This window comes from Microbacterium sp. Be9 (assembly GCF_011754135.1).
Classification (GTDB): Bacteria; Actinomycetota; Actinomycetes; order Actinomycetales; family Microbacteriaceae; genus Microbacterium; species Microbacterium maritypicum_A.
The window spans coordinates 1,169,912-1,188,205 of record NZ_WNWT01000006.1 but is presented as its reverse complement, the minus strand read 5'-3'; the positions used below and the strand labels follow the sequence as shown (position 1 = coordinate 1,188,205).

16 protein-coding genes are annotated in these 18,294 nt (G+C 68.6%); 8 read left to right on the top strand and 8 right to left on the bottom strand.

Annotated features, from left to right (window positions below):
- Nucleotides 1-266 precede the first annotated feature (266 nt).
- The 6 genes from GLO27_RS16765 to GLO27_RS16740 all read left to right on the top strand — a co-directional run bounded on the left by GLO27_RS16765 (nt 267) and on the right by GLO27_RS16740 (nt 6,300).
- Nucleotides 267-1,475: an MFS transporter gene (locus GLO27_RS16765; protein WP_347878409.1), complete on the top strand. Its 1,209-nt coding sequence runs from the start codon at nt 267-269 to the stop codon at nt 1,473-1,475.
- The gene (locus GLO27_RS16760) at nt 1,472-2,392 is read left to right on the top strand and encodes a sugar kinase (RefSeq protein ID WP_167255793.1); all 921 of its coding nucleotides are present in this window, start codon (nt 1,472-1,474) and stop codon (nt 2,390-2,392) included. The genes GLO27_RS16765 and GLO27_RS16760 overlap by 4 nt, the downstream gene beginning before the upstream one ends.
- A gap of 53 nt (nt 2,393-2,445) precedes the next feature.
- Nucleotides 2,446-3,204, top strand: coding sequence for an alpha/beta hydrolase (locus tag GLO27_RS16755; protein ID WP_167255791.1), 759 nt, complete (start codon nt 2,446-2,448; stop codon nt 3,202-3,204).
- Nucleotides 3,201-4,358 carry an acyl-CoA dehydrogenase family protein gene (locus GLO27_RS16750; RefSeq protein ID WP_167255789.1) on the top strand — a complete coding sequence of 386 codons (1,158 nt, stop codon included), beginning with the start codon at nt 3,201-3,203 and terminating at the stop codon, nt 4,356-4,358. Before GLO27_RS16755 ends, GLO27_RS16750 begins: the two co-directional genes overlap by 4 nt.
- Nucleotides 4,359-4,441: 83 nt before the next feature.
- Nucleotides 4,442-4,909 (top strand): Lrp/AsnC family transcriptional regulator, encoded by a 468-nt coding sequence (locus GLO27_RS16745; protein WP_021199961.1) that lies wholly within the window; start codon nt 4,442-4,444, stop codon nt 4,907-4,909.
- Complete coding sequence (locus GLO27_RS16740) at nt 4,906-6,300, top strand: aspartate aminotransferase family protein (RefSeq protein ID WP_167255787.1); 1,395 nt, start codon at nt 4,906-4,908, stop codon at nt 6,298-6,300. The genes GLO27_RS16745 and GLO27_RS16740 overlap by 4 nt, the downstream gene beginning before the upstream one ends.
- Nucleotides 6,301-6,331: 31 nt before the next feature.
- Here GLO27_RS16740 and GLO27_RS16735 read toward each other — a convergent pair whose 3' ends face one another.
- Nucleotides 6,332-7,804 (bottom strand): PucR family transcriptional regulator ligand-binding domain-containing protein, encoded by a 1,473-nt coding sequence (locus GLO27_RS16735; protein ID WP_347878408.1) that lies wholly within the window; start codon nt 7,802-7,804, stop codon nt 6,332-6,334.
- Between the two features lie 170 nt (nt 7,805-7,974).
- Here GLO27_RS16735 and GLO27_RS16730 point away from each other — a divergent pair, with 170 nt between their 5' ends.
- Both GLO27_RS16730 and GLO27_RS16725 read left to right on the top strand, forming a co-directional pair.
- Nucleotides 7,975-9,459, top strand: coding sequence for a CoA-acylating methylmalonate-semialdehyde dehydrogenase (locus GLO27_RS16730; RefSeq protein WP_021199964.1), 1,485 nt, complete (start codon nt 7,975-7,977; stop codon nt 9,457-9,459).
- Between the two features lie 15 nt (nt 9,460-9,474).
- On the top strand, nt 9,475-10,863 hold the full coding sequence (locus GLO27_RS16725) for an aspartate aminotransferase family protein (RefSeq protein WP_167255783.1): 1,389 nt from the start codon (nt 9,475-9,477) through the stop codon (nt 10,861-10,863).
- A 163-nt stretch (nt 10,864-11,026) separates the two neighbouring features.
- Here GLO27_RS16725 and GLO27_RS16720 read toward each other — a convergent pair whose 3' ends face one another.
- The 7 genes from GLO27_RS16720 to GLO27_RS16690 all read right to left on the bottom strand — a co-directional run bounded on the left by GLO27_RS16720 (nt 11,027) and on the right by GLO27_RS16690 (nt 18,251).
- On the bottom strand, nt 11,027-11,260 hold the full coding sequence (locus GLO27_RS16720) for a hypothetical protein (protein WP_021199966.1): 234 nt from the start codon (nt 11,258-11,260) through the stop codon (nt 11,027-11,029).
- A gap of 20 nt (nt 11,261-11,280) precedes the next feature.
- Complete coding sequence (locus GLO27_RS16715) at nt 11,281-11,967, bottom strand: hypothetical protein (RefSeq protein ID WP_167255781.1); 687 nt, start codon at nt 11,965-11,967, stop codon at nt 11,281-11,283.
- A gap of 532 nt (nt 11,968-12,499) precedes the next feature.
- Nucleotides 12,500-14,164, bottom strand: coding sequence for an amidohydrolase (locus GLO27_RS16710; protein ID WP_167255779.1), 1,665 nt, complete (start codon nt 14,162-14,164; stop codon nt 12,500-12,502).
- Nucleotides 14,165-14,166: 2 nt separating this feature from the next.
- Entirely contained in the window at nt 14,167-15,042 is an 876-nt protein-coding gene (locus GLO27_RS16705; RefSeq protein WP_021199969.1) for an ABC transporter permease, read from the bottom strand.
- Entirely contained in the window at nt 15,039-15,923 is an 885-nt protein-coding gene (locus GLO27_RS16700; protein WP_167255777.1) for an ABC transporter permease, read from the bottom strand. The genes GLO27_RS16705 and GLO27_RS16700 overlap by 4 nt, the downstream gene beginning before the upstream one ends.
- Nucleotides 15,916-17,094 (bottom strand): spermidine/putrescine ABC transporter substrate-binding protein, encoded by a 1,179-nt coding sequence (locus GLO27_RS16695; RefSeq protein ID WP_021199971.1) that lies wholly within the window; start codon nt 17,092-17,094, stop codon nt 15,916-15,918. The genes GLO27_RS16700 and GLO27_RS16695 overlap by 8 nt, the downstream gene beginning before the upstream one ends.
- Complete coding sequence (locus GLO27_RS16690) at nt 17,091-18,251, bottom strand: ABC transporter ATP-binding protein (RefSeq protein WP_021199972.1); 1,161 nt, start codon at nt 18,249-18,251, stop codon at nt 17,091-17,093. Before GLO27_RS16690 ends, GLO27_RS16695 begins: the two co-directional genes overlap by 4 nt.
- Nucleotides 18,252-18,294: the final 43 nt, after the last annotated feature.

Here is an 18,294-nt window from a genome sequence, read left to right as displayed (position 1 = left end):
TACATCCGTGTAGTTATCCACCGTTCTCTACAGATACAACACAGGTTCTCCACCGTTTCTTCCACAGGCCGAGCCCTCGTCCGGAGGCACTCGAACCGCGTGAAATCGCGGCTGGGAAGCCCCTGTGAGCGATCCATCCACAGGGGGGACGTTACGACGCCCCACCGACATTCGGATTCCTGTGGAAATCGACCTTCGGCGTGTCGCGGGCGTGTCGCGGATCGACCTCTTCGGCGGCCGACCCCGCGGCCCGGTACCGTGGTCTGGTGGCGGGATATCGGGATCTTCTTCGCACGCCGGGAGTGGCGCGCATGATCGCTGCTCAGCTGACCGCGCGCTTCCCCAACGGAATGATGTCGCTGGCGATCCTGCTGCACGTCGAGCAGCAGACCGGGTCGTACGGATCGGCAGGCCTGGTCCTCGCCGCGACCAGTGTGGGCCAGGCGATCGCCGGTCCCATCACCAGCCGCTGGAGGGGCGTCTGGGGCATGCGACGCGTGCTCACGCTCACACTGTCGGTGTGCGTCGTGGCGGTGCTGTGCCTCGCACTGCTGCCGCTCGAGGTACCGGGCTACATGGCTCTCGGCATGGTCGCCGGACTCTCCACCCCGCCCGTCCAGGCCGCGGTGCGCACCATCTACCCGAAGCTCGTCAACTCCTCGAACCTCACGCCGCTATTCTCCCTCGACGCGTCGCTGCAGGAGATCATCTGGGTGCTGGCCCCCGTCGTGATCACGCTCGTCTCGACCCAGATCGGCACGCCGGAGGGCCTGCTGCTGGTGGCGATCATCCTCGTCGGCGGCGGCGCCTGGTTCATCCTCTCCCCAGAGGTCGGACGGGTCCGCATCCCCCGGAGCCGCAACGCTCTGGGCAAGGTCGTGCTCAAGCCGCCCGTACTGCTAGCGACCGTGATCGGCTTCCTCCTGATCGGAGCCTGTGCGGCTGTGGAGGTGGGAGTCGTCGCGACGTTCGAGCACGGAAGCCTCGCGGCCGGTCTCGTGCTCGCCGTGTTCTCGGCGGGAAGCCTCGCCGGCGGTCTGGCCTTCGGTCACATCCCCATCGGGCCGTGGGCCATGGCGCGCCGTCTGCTGATCGTCACGATCGGCCTCGGCCTGACGATGGTCATGCTCAACGTGTTCTGGCTCGGCGGCACCCTGATCCTCGCCGGCATCGGCATCGCTCCGGCTCTCGCCGTGCTCTTCGCGATCACCTCGGCCAGCGTGAAGTTCAGCGAGACCGCTGAGGCCTTCGGCTGGGCCGGCACCGGTCAGCTCATCGGCGCCGCCGCCGGATCCGCGGTCGCCGGCTTCCTCGTCGATGTCGGCGACTGGCGCGGCGCCTACCTCGCCGCCACGATCTTCGCCGCGGTGGGACTGCTCGTGGCCGTCGTCTTCGTCCGTTCCTTCCCCGATCTGCGTCACCGCGACGCGAGCCCGCATCCCGACACCGAACCCTTGGCGGTCACCCCCTCATGAGCTCCCCCATCTCTTCGACCTCTGCCCCCGAGATCGTCTGCATCGGCGAGACGATGGCGTTGATCACTCCGACGGATGCCCCGCTCGCCGACGCCGCGCAGGCGTCGATCGGCCTGGCCGGCGCCGAGTCCAATGTGGCCGCCGGCGTCGCCTCCTCCGGACACCGCGTCGCCTGGGCGTCGCGCCTGGGCGCCGACCCGCTCGGCGACAGGGTCGCGTCCGAGCTCGAGCGGCGGGGTGTGGAGTTGTGGGTCGAGCGCGACGATGCCGCGCCCACCGGAGTGATGTTCAAGGACCCGGGCGCCGAATCCTCCTCCGTCTACTACTACCGTCGGGGATCCGCTGCCTCCCGCATGGAGCCGGGGTTCCTGACCGCGCGGCGTCTCGACGGGGTGCGGATCGTGCACACCACCGGGATCACCCCCGCGCTGTCCGCGTCGTGCCGCGAGACGGTCGACCAGCTCTTCTCCGACGCCCGCACCGCGGGAGCCCTCGTGTCGTTCGACGTGAACGACCGGCGTCCGCTGTGGAGCAGGGAGGATGCCGCAGAGACGCTCGCCCGCCTGGCCGACACCGCGGACATCTCCTTCGTCGGCCGAGACGAGGCCGAGCGCATCTGGGGTACCGCGACACCCGCCGAGATCCGCACCTTCCTCCCGAACTGCGCGCTGCTGGTCGTCAAGGACGGCGATGTCGGCGCCACCGCCTTCCATGGCGACGACGAGCCGATCTTCGTGCCCGCTCCCGTGGTCGACGTCGTCGAGCCGGTCGGCGCGGGAGATGCGTTCGCATCCGGCTTCCTGGCGGCGACCCTCGACGGAGCCGACCTCGCCGCGCGCCTCTCCGCCGGCCACGCGGCCGCGGAGCGCGTGCTGACGATCGCCGCCGACCTCCCACCGCTGGTGCCGCTCGCCTGACGCGGCTCGGGTGATCCCGGCCGCCTGAACACCACCGGTCGTAGGCTGGTGCCATGCCCGCCCCGCTCACCCTGCCCCGTATCTCGTGGGGCTCCCCGTCGGCATCCCGTCGCGCCCTCCTCGTCCACGGTCTCGGTTCCTCAGGAGCACTGATGTGGCGTCTCGGAGACGCTCTCGCCGCAGCGGGATGGCACGCGACCGCCGTCGACCTGCGGGGTCACGGCGATGCACCGCGCGCTCTCGACTACTCGGTGGCCGCGTACGGTGCCGATCTCGCCGCCACCCTCCCGGACGGCGGCGGCGCGTGGGACGCGGTCATCGGCCATTCGCTCGGCGGCGCATCCAGCACGGTCGCGGCGGCATCGACCCCGGAATGGACTCGACGGCTGGTGCTGATCGACCCCGCGATCCAGGTGGGCGGGCGCGATGCGGCGATCGTGCGACGGAGCCAGGAGCGCGCATTCGCCGACACTCGCCTCGAAGTGGTGCAGGCGGAGCATCCGCACTGGCATCCGCAGGATCAGGAGCTCAAGGTCGACGCGGTGCTGCGTGCGAGCGCGTGGGCGGTGGAGCAGACCAGTACCCAGAATCAGCCCTGGGACGTACGGGCAGAGGCTGCGCGTCTGACCGTGCCCACGCATGTGATCGGCGCCGACCCCGCGGTCTACAGCATCTTCACGGGAGAACTCGCCGACGAGGTCCTCGCGGCGAACCCCCTGATCACCCTCTCCGTCGTCGAGGGTGCAGGACACTCCCTGCACCGCGACCGCCCGGAGGAATCCGTCCGTCAGCTTCTGGAGGCTCTGGCATGACATTCGACCCTGCGACGCTCCTGCCCGACGACCTTCTCGAGCGCATCCGCGAGCGCGCACCGATCCACGACCGCGAGAACACCTTCCCCCAGCAGGACCTCGACGAGTTGCGCGCGGCCGGCTACCTGTCGATCCTGGTGCCGAAGGAGCGCGGAGGGGCGGGGCTCGGACTCGCCGAGGCCGCGATCCTGCAGCAGCGTCTCGCCGGTGCCGCGCCGGCGACGGCGCTGGCCATCAACATGCATCTCGTGTGGACCGGCGTGGCGAAGGTCTTCTCCGACAGAGGCGTCCCCGGCCTCGAGTTCGTGCAGGACGGCGCTGCGGCAGGCGAGGTCTTCGCCTTCGGCATCAGCGAGGGCGGCAACGACCTGGTGCTGTTCGGCAGCGACACCGCGGCCGTGCCCGACGGCGACGGCGGCTACGCGTTCACCGGGACCAAGATCTTCACCTCCCTCGCTCCGGTCTGGACGCGGCTGGGGCTGCACGGCCTCGACACCACCAGCCCCGATGGGCCGAAGCTCGTGTTCGCCTTCGTGGAGCGGACGCACGCCGTCACGACGTCCGACGACTGGGACACCCTCGGCATGCGGGGCACGCAGAGCCGCACCACCCGGCTGAACGGCGCCGTGGCCGATGCCGCGCACGTGGTGCGGCGCATCGACCCCGGGCCCAGCCCCGATCCGATCGTGTTCGGCATCTTCTCGGTGTTCGAGATCCTGCTCGCCTCCGTCTACACCGGCATCGCCCGGCGAGCGCTCGAGCTCGCCGTGACGACGGCGCAGAAGCGGCACTCGAAGAAGACCGGCCTCGCCTACAGCCAGGACCCCGACATCCGCTGGCGCATCGCCGACATGGCCATCGCCTACGACGCCCTGCCGCCGCAGATCGCCTCCCTCGCCCGTGATGTGGACGACCGCGTCGATCACGGCGCGCGCTGGTTCCCGCAGCTCTCCGGCGTCAAGCACCGGGCGATCACGATGGCCAAGCACGTCGTCGACGAGGCGATGCTCGTTGCCGGTGGCGGGTCGTACTTCTCGGCCAACGAGCTGTCGCGTCTCTACCGCGACGTGCTGGCCGGGGCGTTCCACCCCTCCGACCCCGAATCCGCGCACTCGACGGCGGCGAACGCCTGGCTGGGTCCGCTCGAGAGCTGAATTTCCTGCCGATTCCGCTGGACGAATCGCCAGATTCTGCGAAATCGGTTGCCGAGCGCATTGCGGAGTGCGAAGATCGCACCATGAGTCCGGCGAAGAAGCACCCTTCCCTCGATGCGGTCTCGAAGACGATCGTCGAGCTGCTCCAAGAGGACGGCCGTCGTTCGTATTCGGAGATCGGCCGCACCGTCGGGATGAGCGAAGCCGCGGTGCGCCAGAGGGTGCAGCGGCTCACCGAGTCGGGTGTGATGCAGATCGTCGCCGTCACCGACCCGATGCAGCTGGGCTTCCACCGCCAGGCCATGATCGGCGTCCGCGTGTCCGGCGACGCGCGCCGTGTCGCCGAGGCCATCGCCGCGATCGAGTCCGTCGACTACGTGGTCATCACGGTCGGATCGTTCGACGTCCTCGCCGAGGTCGTCTGCGAGGACGACGACGACCTGCTCGCGCTGATCAACGACGTCATCCGCCCGATCGATGGCGTCCTCTCCACCGAAACCTTCATCTACGCCAAGCTGCAGAAGCAGCTCTACAACTGGGGGACCAGATGAGCACCGCACGCACCATCCCTTCCGAGTCCGCACTGCAGACGATGGCGAAGGACCATCTCTGGATGCACTTCACCCGGCAGTCGACGATGGCGGAGTCGGGTGTGCCCATCATCGTCAAGGGAGACGGGCATCGTATCTGGGATGCCAAGGGCAAGGAGTACTTCGACGGCCTGGCCGGACTCTTCGTCGTGAACGCCGGCCACGGTCGGCGTCGGCTGGCCGAGGCCGCGGCGGCGCAGGCCTCCGAGCTGGCTTTCTTCCCCCTCTGGTCGTATGCGCACCCGGCAGCGATCGAGCTGGCCGACCGTCTCGCCGACGAGGCTCCGGGCGACCTCAACAAGGTCTTCTTCTCCACCGGGGGCGGCGAGGCGGTCGAGACCGCATTCAAGCTCGCGAAGCACTACTGGAAGCTGCAGGGCAAGCCCGCCAAGCACAAGGTGATCTCCCGCGCCGTCGCGTATCACGGCACCCCGCAGGGCGCGCTGGCGATCACGGGCATCCCGGCGATGAAGTCGATGTTCGAGCCCGTCACCCCCGGCGGCTTCCGCGTGCCCAACACCAACTTCTACCGCGCGGCCGAGATGGGTGGACCCGCCGACGACCTCGAGGCGTTCGGACGCTGGGCGGCCGACCGCATCGAGGAGATGATCCTCTTCGAAGGCGCTGACACCGTGGCCGCCGTGTTCCTCGAGCCGGTGCAGAACTCCGGCGGATGCTTCCCGCCCCCTCCCGGCTACTTCGCCCGCGTCCGCGAGATCTGCGACCGCCACGACGTGCTGCTCGTCTCGGACGAGGTCATCTGCGCCTTCGGCCGCCTCGGTCACACCTTCGCCTGCACGGGCCTGGGCTACGTGCCCGACATGATCACGTGCGCCAAGGGCATGACGAGCGGCTACTCCCCCATCGGCGCGACCATCGTCAGCGACCGTATCTACGAGCCCTTCTCGAAGGGCGATCTGTCCTTCCCGCACGGCTACACGTTCGGCGGACACCCGGTGTCGGCCGCTGTCGCTCTGGAGAACCTGGCGATCTTCGATGAGGAGGGGCTGAACGCGCACGTGCGCGAGAATTCCCCGCTGTTCCGCACCGAGCTCGAGAAGCTGCTCGACCTGCCGCTGGTGGGCGACGTGCGGGGCGACGGCTACTTCTTCGGCATCGAGCTCGTGAAGGACAAGTCGACCAAGGAGACCTTCGACGACGACGAGTCCGAGCGGCTGCTGCGCGGCTTCCTCTCCCCCGCCCTGTTCGAGGCCGGTCTGTATTGCCGCGCCGACGACCGCGGCGACCCCGTGATCCAGCTCGCGCCGCCGCTCACCGTCGGGCCTTCGGAATTCCGCGAGATCGAGCAGATCCTGCGCGACGTGCTGATACGCGCGCAGTCGGTGCTCTGACCCTCGCGCGCACCGATCGGGCGGATACGGGTCAGGCCACCGGCACCGCGCTCCGCTTCGCCAGCAGCGCGAGGTGGAGCGCGGCGAGCGTCTCCCCGTCGTCGAGGTCGACGTCGAGCAGATCACCGATCAGGGTGAGCCGCTGGTAGAAGACGGATCTCGAGAGGTGGCTCGCGGCCGCCGCCGCGGAGCGATTTCCGGGGTGGGTGACGAGCGCCGCGAGCACGTCGAGCAGGTCTCCGCGCCGGTCGCGGTCGTACGCCACGACCGGGGCGAGCATCCGCTCGCTGTGCGCGAGCAGGCGCTGATCGTCACGCAACGAGGCGACGAAGCGCTCGAGCGGACGGTCGTCGACGCGTCGCACGCGCGGGCCGGATTCGGAGCGGTCGCTCGCCGCGAGGTCTCTCGCCGCGCGCAATGAGGCGAGCAGCCCCAGGACATCTTCGGCGGGAGGGCCGACGAAGACCGTGCGCGCGGGCCCGGCGATGCGCACGGCGAGAGCATCGGTGAGCAGCGCGGACTCGGGGAGCGATAGCAGGGCGACGTCATCCTCTCCCACGCGGGCGGCGACCACGGCGGCCCCGGCCTGCCGAGCCCGGTAGGCGAGCTCGGCCGCCGACTCCGCCCCGCGGGCGACGAAGCCGTGGCAATGCCGACCCGAAAGAGCGAACCCGCCCGAAGCCAGACGGGCGGCGATGTCGGCCGGGTTCGCGAACCGCGCGCCGAGCAGATCGTCGATGATGCCCCGCTGCGCGAGCAGCGACCACTCGGTGTCGCCCCCGTCCGCCAGGCAGCCGAAGGCCAGTGCCGTCGCCCCCTGTTCGAGCACCGTGTGCCGGCCCGCCGGGTGCACGGGGCCCGGAAGGGCGAGCAGGGTTCCCCACCGCACCCCCCGCGCCTGCACCGGGATGCGATCGGCCGCGTCGAGCTGTCCGAGCGCCTGCGCGACCGGCATCCGCAGGGTCTCGAGCGCGATCACCTCGTGCGCGAGGTTCTCCAACACGACGGGCGCGCCGAGCGCTCTCGCGGTCTCGGCGACGACGACGTCGGCCGGAGCGCCCTGCAGGCTCAGCGCAGTGAAGAGCTCGTGCAGGCGCTGGCGTTCGTGCAGCGCATCCGTCTGAGCGGCGATGAGCGATCTGTGCACCGACTCCGTCACCGCGACGAACTTGATCTCGCTGGTCAGGGCGATCAGGGCGAGACCGACGTCCCGGCACACCTCGGTCACGGCATCGGGGATCTGCGATTGGCCGGACCCGAGCTCCACGACGATGCCCGCGATCCCCGCACGGTGCAGGGCTCTCGCGAAGTCGCGCAGCTCGTCCGGAGCCGTCGGCCATCCCGCCCCGGTGCTGAGCAGCAGCTCGCCGCCGTCGAGCAGTCGGGCGACTCCTGCGCTGTCGGAGACATGCACCCAGCGCACGTCGGCATCGAGAGCGGCGCCGCCCACGACCACGTCCAGTGCGCCCGCCTGCAGCACCGGATCGGCGAGAACGTCGGCCACCGTGAGCACACCCCCTGCCCGACTCGGACGATCTGTCCGATGCGGGCTCAAGTCCTGACGTTCTGACACCACTCGACGCTCTTCCGCTCTGTGATCATTGAGGAACATCAGCGTATCGAACGTTCAGTCAGAGTGTTCGAATCCGTATTCTTCAGCCTCGGAGGAACATCGTGGACATCGTCCGTCACGTCATCAACGGAGTGGAGGCCGCAGAAGCGGCCCGCACCGGCCAGGTCTTCGACCCCGCCACCGGCCAGGTGTCGAAGCAGGTCGCATTCGCCTCGACCGCCGAGGTCGACTCCGCCATCGCCGCGGCGGCGGCCGCGCTCCCCGCCTGGCGCGAGACGAGCCTGATCAAGCGCGCCGACGTCTTCTTCCGCTTGCGGCAGCTGCTCAAGGAGCGCACACCCGAACTCGCCGCGATCGTCACCTCCGAGCACGGCAAGGTGCTCTCGGACGCTGCCGGCGAGGTGTCGCGCGGCATCGAGAACGTCGAGTTCGCGGCGGGACTCGTGCATCTGCTCAAGGGTGAACGCAGCGAGCAGGTGTCGCGCGGTGTCGACGTGCACTCGGTCAAGCAGCCGGTCGGTGTCGTCGCGGCGATCACACCGTTCAACTTCCCGGTCATGGTGCCGTTGTGGATGGTCGCCTCGGCGATCGCCTGCGGGAACACGGTCGTCCTCAAGCCGAGCGAGAAGGATCCGTCGGCTTCCGTGTGGCTCGCGAAGCTCTTCGCCGAGGCCGGGCTGCCGGACGGCGTGCTCAACGTGGTCCACGGCGACAAGGAGGCCGTCGACGCGATCCTGGAGTCGCCCCGGGTCGATGCCGTGAGCTTCGTCGGCTCGACCCCCATCGCCCGCTCGATCTACCAGCGCGCCTCGGCCGCCGGCAAGCGGGTGCAGGCGCTCGGCGGCGCGAAGAACCACATGGTCGTCATGCCCGATGCCGACATCGACGCGGCTGCCGACGCAGCGGTCTCCGCCGCCTACGGCTCCGCCGGCGAGCGCTGCATGGCCGTCTCGGTGCTGGTCGCCGTCGGCGACATCGCCGATGACCTCGTCACCGCGATCGCCGATCGCATCGGCGGCCTCACGATCGGTGCCGGCACGGATGCCGCGAGCGAGATGGGTCCGCTCATCACCCGCGAGCACCGCGACAAGGTCGCCTCGTACGTGACGGGCGCCGAGGGCGAGGGCGCGAAGGTCGTCGTCGACGGCACGCAGAAGCAGTTCGACTCGGAGGGCTTCTTCCTGGGCGTCAGCTTGATCGACGAGGTCGCGCCCGGCATGAAGGTCTACGACGACGAGATCTTCGGCCCGGTGCTGTCGGTCGTGCGCGTCGAGACCTACGCCGAGGCGGTCGAGCTGGTCAACGCCAACGCCTACGGCAACGGCACCGCGATCTTCACGCGCGACGGCGGCACGGCCCGGCAGTACGAGTTCGACATCGAGGTCGGCATGGTCGGCGTCAACGTGCCGATCCCGGTGCCGATCGGCGCCTACTCGTTCGGCGGATGGAAGGACTCGCTGTTCGGAGACTCCCACATCTACGGTCCCGAGTCGGTGCACTTCTACACACGCTCCAAGGTCGTCACCACCCGGTGGCCCGACCACACGCCCTCCCAGGTCGACCTGGGCTTCCCGAGCAACCACTGACGAGGAGCGACCACGATGATTAACTTCACCGACCGCCACGGCGTCTCGCACCCGCTCCCCGCGCCCGAGGCCGAAGCGCAGGTGCGTGCGGACGACCGCGGCCACGTGTTCCATTCCTGGAGCGCGCAGGGCCTGATCGATCCGCTTCCCGTCGCCGCGGGCGAGGGCTCGACGTTCTGGGACTACCAGGGCAACGCGTACCTCGACTTCTCGAGCCAGCTCGTGAACCTGAACCTGGGGCACCAGCATCCCGACCTGGTTGCGGCGATCCAACAGCAGGCCGGGCGTCTCGCGACGATCCAGCCCGCGATCGCCAACGACGTGCGCGGGGAACTCGCGCGTCTGATCGCCGAGGTCGCGCCGGAAGGTCTTGAGAAGGTGTTCTTCACCAACGGCGGCGCCGAGGCCAACGAGTATGCGGTGCGCATGGCCCGCCAGTTCACCGGCCGTCGCAAGGTGCTGTCGATGTACCGCAGCTACCACGGCTCCACATCGACCGCGATCTCGCTCACCGGCGACCCGCGGCGTTGGGCGAACGACACCGTCGACTCCGGCGCCGTGCGCTTCTTCGGACCGTACCTGTACCGCTCGCCGTTCCACGCCGAGACCCCGGAGCAGGAGTCCGAACGAGCACTCGCGCATCTCGAGCAGACGATCCAGCTCGAGGGACCGCAGACGATCGCGGCGATCATCATCGAGACGGTCGTCGGCACCAACGGCGTGCTGGTGCCGCCGCCCGGATATCTGCAGGGCGTGCGCGCGCTGTGCGACCGCTACGGCATCGTCTACATCGCCGACGAGGTCATGGTGGGATTCGGGCGACTGGGCGAATGGTTCGGCATCGACGCGTTCGACGCCAGCCCCGACCTGATCACCTTCGCGAAGGGCGTGAACTCGGGCTACGTGCCCCTCGGCGGCGTGGTGATCTCCGACCGCATCGCCAGCGCCTTCGACACGATGCCCTTCGCCGGCGGGCTGACCTACTCGGGGCACCCGTTGGCCTGTGCGGCGGGCGTCGCGACGTTCGAGGTGTTCCGTCGCGACGGCATCCTCGAGCGCGTGCGCGACCTCGGCGAACGCGTGGTCGGTCCGACCGTGCGCTCCTGGGCCGAGAAGCACCCGAGCGTCGGGGATGTGCGCGGTCTCGGACTGTTCTGGGCGGTCGAGCTGGTCCGTGACCAGGCGACGCGCGAGCCCCTCGTGCCGTTCAACGCCTCCGGCGCGGATGCCGCTCCGATGGGCGCCTTCGCCGCTGCCGCCAAGAAGGCCGGTGTCTGGCCGTTCACGCATTTCAACCGCATGCACGTGGCCCCGCCGCTGGTGATCAGCGAAGAAGACCTGGTGCGCGGACTCACCGTGCTCGACGAAGCGCTCTCCGTGGCCGACGAGGCCGCCGCAGGCTGACGCGAGAACACGGGTTTTCAGATGACGACCTTCGACCCTCGTACTACGAGCCCGACTACAGCCCTCGCTACGACCCACGCGAACCTCAACGAGGGCACTAGCCGCTAGTCCGGAACAGCGGAGGGGTGAGCGCAGCCGCTCTCACCCCTTCTCGTTCGTCACTTCATGTTTGTTGACGCCTCAGAGCCGCGATAAGGGCTCTGGAGAATCTTCTTTCTACAAGATAGAGCGCCGTCATCATGAGCAGCAAGATCGCTGCAGCGATCGCGCTCAGCATTGGAGGGTCATTCCAGAAAACGATAGCTGCGACCAGCGCGAGGACAGGCGCCACCCAGCTGATGATGAGAAGACTGCGCTTCCGTTTCGCCATAGGGCCAAGTTCATTGAGAGAGACCATGGTTGAAGCTCCTTATCTCCTTACGGTCCTGTACACCAGATGTGACCCGCCCAGGTCCAGTACACCCAGATGCCCTTACCGGCCTGGTTGCAAAGCCCCAGCCCCACGTTGTAGAGAGCTACCGGGCCAACAAATCCTGGAATCAGTGCGTACAGGATGGACGCAGTTTGACTGATCGAGACCTTGTTCGCGGGGATCCACGTTTTCCCTCCCCACCAATAGGTCGGATCGGCGACGACCGGATAGGCCACATCGCGGGCAGTGTGTTCAACGACCTGCACGAGCTGAGTGCCATCAACTTCGTATCGAGTCGGAACTGCAGCGCCGTTCGCATCGACCGCCCATGGCACATTCGTTGTGAGCACCGTGATGCCATCTCGATCCGCAACCACCGCTGATCCGTCCTCGACCAACATCACCGAACCGCCGACAGGAACGTCGATTCCGTAGGCGAAGCGCTCGGGAGCTTTCGATGAAGCGATCGTGGTGAGCATCTGCACACCATCTGAAAATGGCACGACCGTGTTAGCCACACCGTTATCCGAGGGGTATGCGACAGCCCCCGATTCCAATGAGACGCCCGCTTCACCCCCTTCCGCAGCAGGAAGGCTGATGCCCACCGCAGCATCCCCGACGGCGAGCTTCACTCCCTCGGACGCATCCCGCGGCACGGTAACCGTGCTTCCTCCGACATCGAGCACCGCCACCGCATCATCTGTACGCGAAGACGCCGCCGCATCCTCAACCAAACCTGCCCTCACTCCGGCAAGAGCCCGCTCAACGTCTGCCACCGAAACCGTGTCAACATCCTCGGACGCATATGCCGGACCCACCCACGTACAGATCAGAGCCACGGAGGCCACCACCGCCCCAGCCGAAACCTTTGTTCGATATCTCACTGTGTTTCTCCGATCACTCGACCCGCCGCGCGCACAAGCATCCCGCACTCCAGCAGAACCTGTCTGTCCACCATTCGGGGGACGGACCAGCGAAACCCGCACCACATCGCGAAGAGCGACCGATATACGATTAGGCGGCAAACTCCACTCTCACGTCGATGTGTTCGACTGGTGGCTTCCCGAGGTCTACGCCGGCCCCACCTTTCGCACGCAGATCGTTGTGCGTCCGGCGGCCGCCGAGGAGATCGCAACGCACCAGGTCTGGGGGGCGGTTAGCGACCGAGGGGCCCTGAGCTACTCCCCCCGATTCCCCTCGGCGTAATTGTCGGTGTGGTGTCATTCAGTCGCCCACGGAGTCGAACACCCGCTCTCCCCCGACCCAGGTGCCGCGCACCTCGGTCAGGCCGATCTCCTCCGCGGGATGCTCGAACGGATCCCGGTCGAGCAGGGCGAGGTCGGCCCGCATCCCCACCGCGATCGTCCCGGTGTCGTCGAGGTGGTTCACCCGCGCCGATCCCGCCGTGTAGGCGACGAGGGCCGTGGCGAGGTCGATCGCCTGCTCCGGGAGGAACGGTTCGTAGTCGCCCTCCCACTCGGTCGGCGCGGAACGGCGGTTGACGGCCACGTGGATCGCCGCCATCGGGTTCGGCGTGCTCACCGACCAGTCGCTGCCCGCCGCGAGCGCGGCGCCGGAACGCAACAGGTCGCCGAACGGGTACTGCCACGCGCTGCGCTGCGCCCCGAGGAACGGGATGGTGAGGTCGACCATCTGCGGCTCGAGCGTCGCCCACAGCATCTGCATGTTGGCGGTGACGTCGAGGGCCCGGAACCGTGGGATGTCGTCAGGGTGCACGACCTGGATGTGGGAGATGTGGTGCCGGTTGCCGCGCGGACCGTTCTGCACGAGCGCGGCCTCGACCGCATCGAGGCACTCGCGCACGGCGCGGTCGCCGATCGCGTGGAAGTGCAGCGTGAAGCCGAGGGCGTCGAGCCGGGTCGCGGCTTCTTTGAGCAGCTCCGGTTCGACGAAGGAGATCCCCGAATCCTCGCGCGGGTGCCCGTGGCCGTCGCAGTACGGTTCCAGCATCGCGGCGGTGAAGTTCTCGGCGACGCCGTCCTGCATGATCTTCACGCTGCGCGCCCGGAAGCGGCCGACCGTGCTCTCGTCCCGACGGCGCACGATGTCGTCGATCTGCTCCAGGCCCCGTGATCGATCCCACCACAGGGAGCCGACGACGCGACCGGTGAGCATCCCGGATGCGGCGGCGGTCCGATAGGCCGGGAGCGGATCGCCCGCATCGCCGTACTCGGTGCCGACGATCGCATCCTGCCAGGCCGTCACCCCGTAGGAGTGCAGGTGGCGCTGCCCCTGCAGGAGCGCCTCGACGAGCCGCTCGGGCGCCTCGGTCGGCAGGAGCCGGTTGACCAGGCCCATCGCGCCCTCGTGCAGCGTGCCGCTGGGGGCACCGGTCGCATCGCGCTCGATCCGCCCGTCCGCGGGGTCGGCCGTCTCGCGGGTGATGCCGGCGAGCGCGAGCGCACGGGAGTTGACCCAGGCACCGTGTCCGTCACGGTTCGGCAGGAACGCCGGGCGATCGGGCACGACGGAGTCGAGGTCCTCTGCCGTCGGTGTGCCTCCGGGGAACGCCGACATCTGCCATCCGCCCCCGAGGATCCACTCGTCGTCCGGGTGCGCGGCCGCATACCGGGCGATCCGGTCGAGGTACTCCTCGCGGGTGGCCAGAGCGGACAGATCGCAGCGGAGCATGTCCAACCCGCCCCACACCGGGTGCACGTGCGCGTCCTGGAAACCGGGCACCAGCAGTCCGCCGGCGAGGTCGATCACCTCGGTCTCCGGCCCGATCAGCGCCGCGACGTCGTGCCCCACCGCGCTGATGAACCCGTCCGTCACGGCGACCGCGTGCGCCGTGGTGCGCGCGGCATCGGCGAGGAACACCCGCCCTCCGCGCACGCCACCCGTGAAGACCAGATCTGCGTATCCCACCCTCAACCCCCTGCCATCGTGCGGGCGATCTCGGTCGCCGAGTCCCCCGCCCTCTTCAGAACCACGGCCACCAGCGCGAGCGCCAACAGCGTGAGCACGAGCATGATCGTCGACACCGCGGCGATCTCCGGACGCAAGCCGCTGCGCAGCGCGCTGAGCACGTAGACGGGCCACGGCGTCGTTCCCGACACCTGCACGAACGCCGACACGACCGTGTTGTCGAGGCTCAGCGTGAACGAGAGCAGGAACCCGGCGAGCACGGCCGGCATCGCGAGCGGCAGCGTGATCTTGAGGAACGTGCGCACGGGCGGCGCGTAGAGGTCGGCCGATGCCTCCTCCAGGCGGGCGTCGAGCCCGACCAGCCGCGCCCGCACGATGTACGACACGATGGCGATCGAGAACAGCGACTGCCCCACCACGAGTCTCATCGTGCCGTCGTTGAAGATGCCTATCCCGGCATCCTGCCCGAGGAACACCAGCCACGGCAGCAGCGCGACCGCGTCGACGATCTCGGGCGTGACCGACACGAGCAGCAGAAGCCCGAGGAACCACCACACCCACCTGCCGGGATTGCGTGCCATCGCGATGCCCGCCAGCGTGCCCAGCGCGGTGGCGAGCAGAGCCGCGAGCAGACCGGTGCGCACCGACACGAGCACGGCATCGCGGATCGCGGGCTTGTTCACGATCGCGAGGAACGAGTCGAAGCCGAAGTGGTCCCAGGACACCAGCAGGCGCCCGACGTTGAACGAGTACGCGATGATCACGAGAATCGGCAGGAACAGGAACAGGAACACCAGCGCCGCCCAGATCGGCAGCACGAAGCGTCCTGCGCCGCGGCGCACGCGCGGTGCCGTCATGGCGGTCTTCGTATCGGTCATGATCCCTCCCCCAGGACGAGTCGGTTGCGTTGTCTGAGCGGCAGGGTCAGGAGCCAGAGGAGTCCGGCCGCGACCGCGATCGAGAGCATGATGACGATGATCAGCAGCACGGCCATCGCCGAGCCCAATGCCCAGTTCTGCGCGGTCTGGAACTGGCTCGCCACCACCTGCCCGATCATGTTGCCCTTCGCTCCGCCCAGCACGGTGGCGGTGATGTAGTCGCCCATCAGCGGGATGTACACCAGGAGCACGCCGGCGATGATGCCGGGTCGGGCCAGCGGCACCGTCACCCGCAGGAAGGTCGTGATGCTGTTCGCGCCCAGGTCCTTGCTCGCCTCGCGCAGCGGTCCCGACACCCGGTCGAAGGCGACGAACAGCGGCAGGATCATCAGCGGCAGGTAGTTGTAGACGACGCCGAGGAGCACGGCGCCGCGCGAGTACAGCAGGTCGAGCGGACCGGGGATGACCCCGACCCCCTGCAGCAGCTGCGAGAGCCAGCCCTCGGGCGCGAGGATCACCTGCCAGCCGATGGTACGCACCAGGAAGTTGGTCCAGAACGGCACCATCACCAGCGCGAGAAGCAACCCCCGCTTCGAGGGCGGTGCCTTCACCGCGATCCAGTACGCGACCGGCCCGCCGATCACGAGGCACAGGGCCGTGCCCAGGATGCCGATCCACAGCGTGTTCAGGAACGTGCTGAAGAAGGTCGGCGAGAGCGCCTCGAGGTAGCGGTCGAACGAGAGGTGGTCGAGCGCATGCGTGGCGAAGATGCTCGGCTTGTATCCGAAGCTGAACACGATCACCATGAAGATCGGGGCGACGAAGAAGACGAGCAACCACACCCAGGCCGGGATGGCGAGACCGAACTTGAGCTTAGGCACCGGCAGCCGCCTTCATCGAGTTCCAGATCGAGACGACGCGGTCCTGTGCGTCCGTCAGCTTGCCCTCGTGCATCGTGGCCACCTGCTCCTCGTCGAAGAACACCATGTCGAGCCGTTCCAGCCCCGCGGCCTCCGCCTCCTCCCGGATCCCCGAGATGCCGGTGTCGTAGCCGATGTAGTCGACCTGTGCGAGCTGCACGTCGGGCTGCAGCACGAAGTCGATGAACGCGTGTGCCGCCTCCGGGTGCGGGGCACCGGCGGCGATCGCCCAGTTGTCCATCCACAGCTCGGTCGCGGGGCTCCCCAGCACCCACTGCCACCGATCGGGGTCGTCGGACTCGAAGATGCCGAGCCTCGCGTCGCCGTTGTAGGACTGCAGCAGCGCGTGCGAGGCCTGCGGGATCGACGAACCTCCCGGGTACGAGTCGAACGCCGAGATGTGCGGCGCGAGGTCCTTCACCAGGAACTTCTCGACGGCGTCGAGGTCGTCCGGGTCCGTGGTGGTCCAGTCGATACCGTTCGCCCAGAAGTAGATGCCGAGCAGCGGCGCCGGATCGTCGAGCACCGAGGTCGAACCGGAGGCCTCGTTCTGTGCGGCGTCGATGAAGTCGTTCCAGGTCGTGAGCTCTCGGGAGATCACCCTCTTGTCGTACACGAAACCGGTCGTCCCCCATGCCTTGCACACGGAGTACTCGTTGCCCGGATCCCACGAGCGCCCGCGGAACTCCGGCGCCACGTGCTTCATGTTCGGCAACAGGTCGAGGTTGAACTTCTGCAGGAGGCCGTTCTCGGCCATCGGTCCGACGAAGACGCCGGTCGGCACCACGATGTCGTAGCCCGAGGTGCCCCGCGCCGCGACGAGCTTGGCGATCAGCTCTTCGTTCGAGTTGAAGGCGTCGAGCACGATGCGCGGGCCGCTCTCGGCTGTGAACTGCTCGAGCACTTCCGGCGCGTCGTAGTCGCCCCAGCTGTAGATCGAGAGCTTGTCCTCGAGCGGTCCCCCCTTGGCGTGCACGGCCGCGGCGTTCTGGCCCGGTGCGCACGCGCTGAGCACGACCGCGCCGCCCGCCATGATGGCGGTGGCGAGGAAGCCGCGCCTGGTCAGCTCGGTGCGGATCACCCGCGCGGCGCTCCGGTGCGCGAGCACCCGCACCGGAGGCGTACCGGTCACCGGCCGCCGTCCTTGGGCAGGGTGATCACGTGCGTCGCCGTCGTGGGGATGCCGTCCGCGGCGAACAGCCGTGCATCCGCGGGATTCCAGACGCAACGGACCTCGTCGTCGACTCCGACCTCCGGCGCGGTGGGCGCCGGCATGCGCGAGAGGAACGTGGCATCCTCGCCGATGCGCACAGCGACCTGCAGTGTCTCGCCGAGATGCGAGACCCCGAGCACACGACCGCGGACCCCTGCACCCTCGCCCTGTTCCAGGCGGACGTACTCGGGCCGGATCGCAGCGACCGCCGGCTGACCGGCGGCGACCCGCTCGCCACCCCAGCGACCGGCGATCACGCCGATCGCCGTGTCGACGGCCTCACCGTCGGCACGCACCGTGCCATGCACGAAGTTCTGCTGCCCGATGAACGAGGCGACGTAGGCCGACGCGGGCTCCGCATAGATGGCCGCGGGCGCATCGAGCTGCTCGATCCGTCCCGCGCGCATCACCGCGATCCGATCGCTCATCGACAGCGCCTCGGCCTGATCGTGCGTGACGAACACGAAAGTCGTACCGAGGCGGGCCTGCAGAAGCTTGAGCTCGAGCTGCATCTCCTCGCGCAGCTGACGGTCCAGCGCCGCGAGCGGCTCATCCAGCAGGAGCACGCTCGGCCGGTTGATGAGCGCCCGCGACAGCGCGATCCGCTGCTGCTGGCCGCCGGAGAGCTGCGTCGGCTTGCGATCGGCGAACGCCCGCAGCTGCACCATGTCGAGCGCTTCACTCACCCGCTCCCGCTGCTCGGCTTTGGGAACGCGCCGTTGCTGCAGACCGTAGGCGACGTTCTCGGCGACCGTGAGGTGCGGGAACAGGGCGTAGGCCTGGAAGACGGTGTTGACCTCGCGCCGATAGGGCGGCAGGTTCAGGACACTGCGGCCGGAGATGAGGATGTCCCCGGCATCCGGATACTCGAAGCCCGCGATCATACGCAGCGTGGTCGTCTTCCCACAGCCCGACGGACCGAGGAGCGAGAGGAACTCGCCCGGTTGCACGTCGAGACTCAGGTCGTCGACCGCGATGGCGGTGCCGTACCGCTTGGTCACGCCATCGATGCGGACCGCACCGGTGACGGTGGGTGCGTCGAGTGTCGCCGTCGACGTTCGGGTGGTGTCGGGCATGGAGCCTCCCCATTGAGATTCGCTTGCCGCGAGTCTGACACAG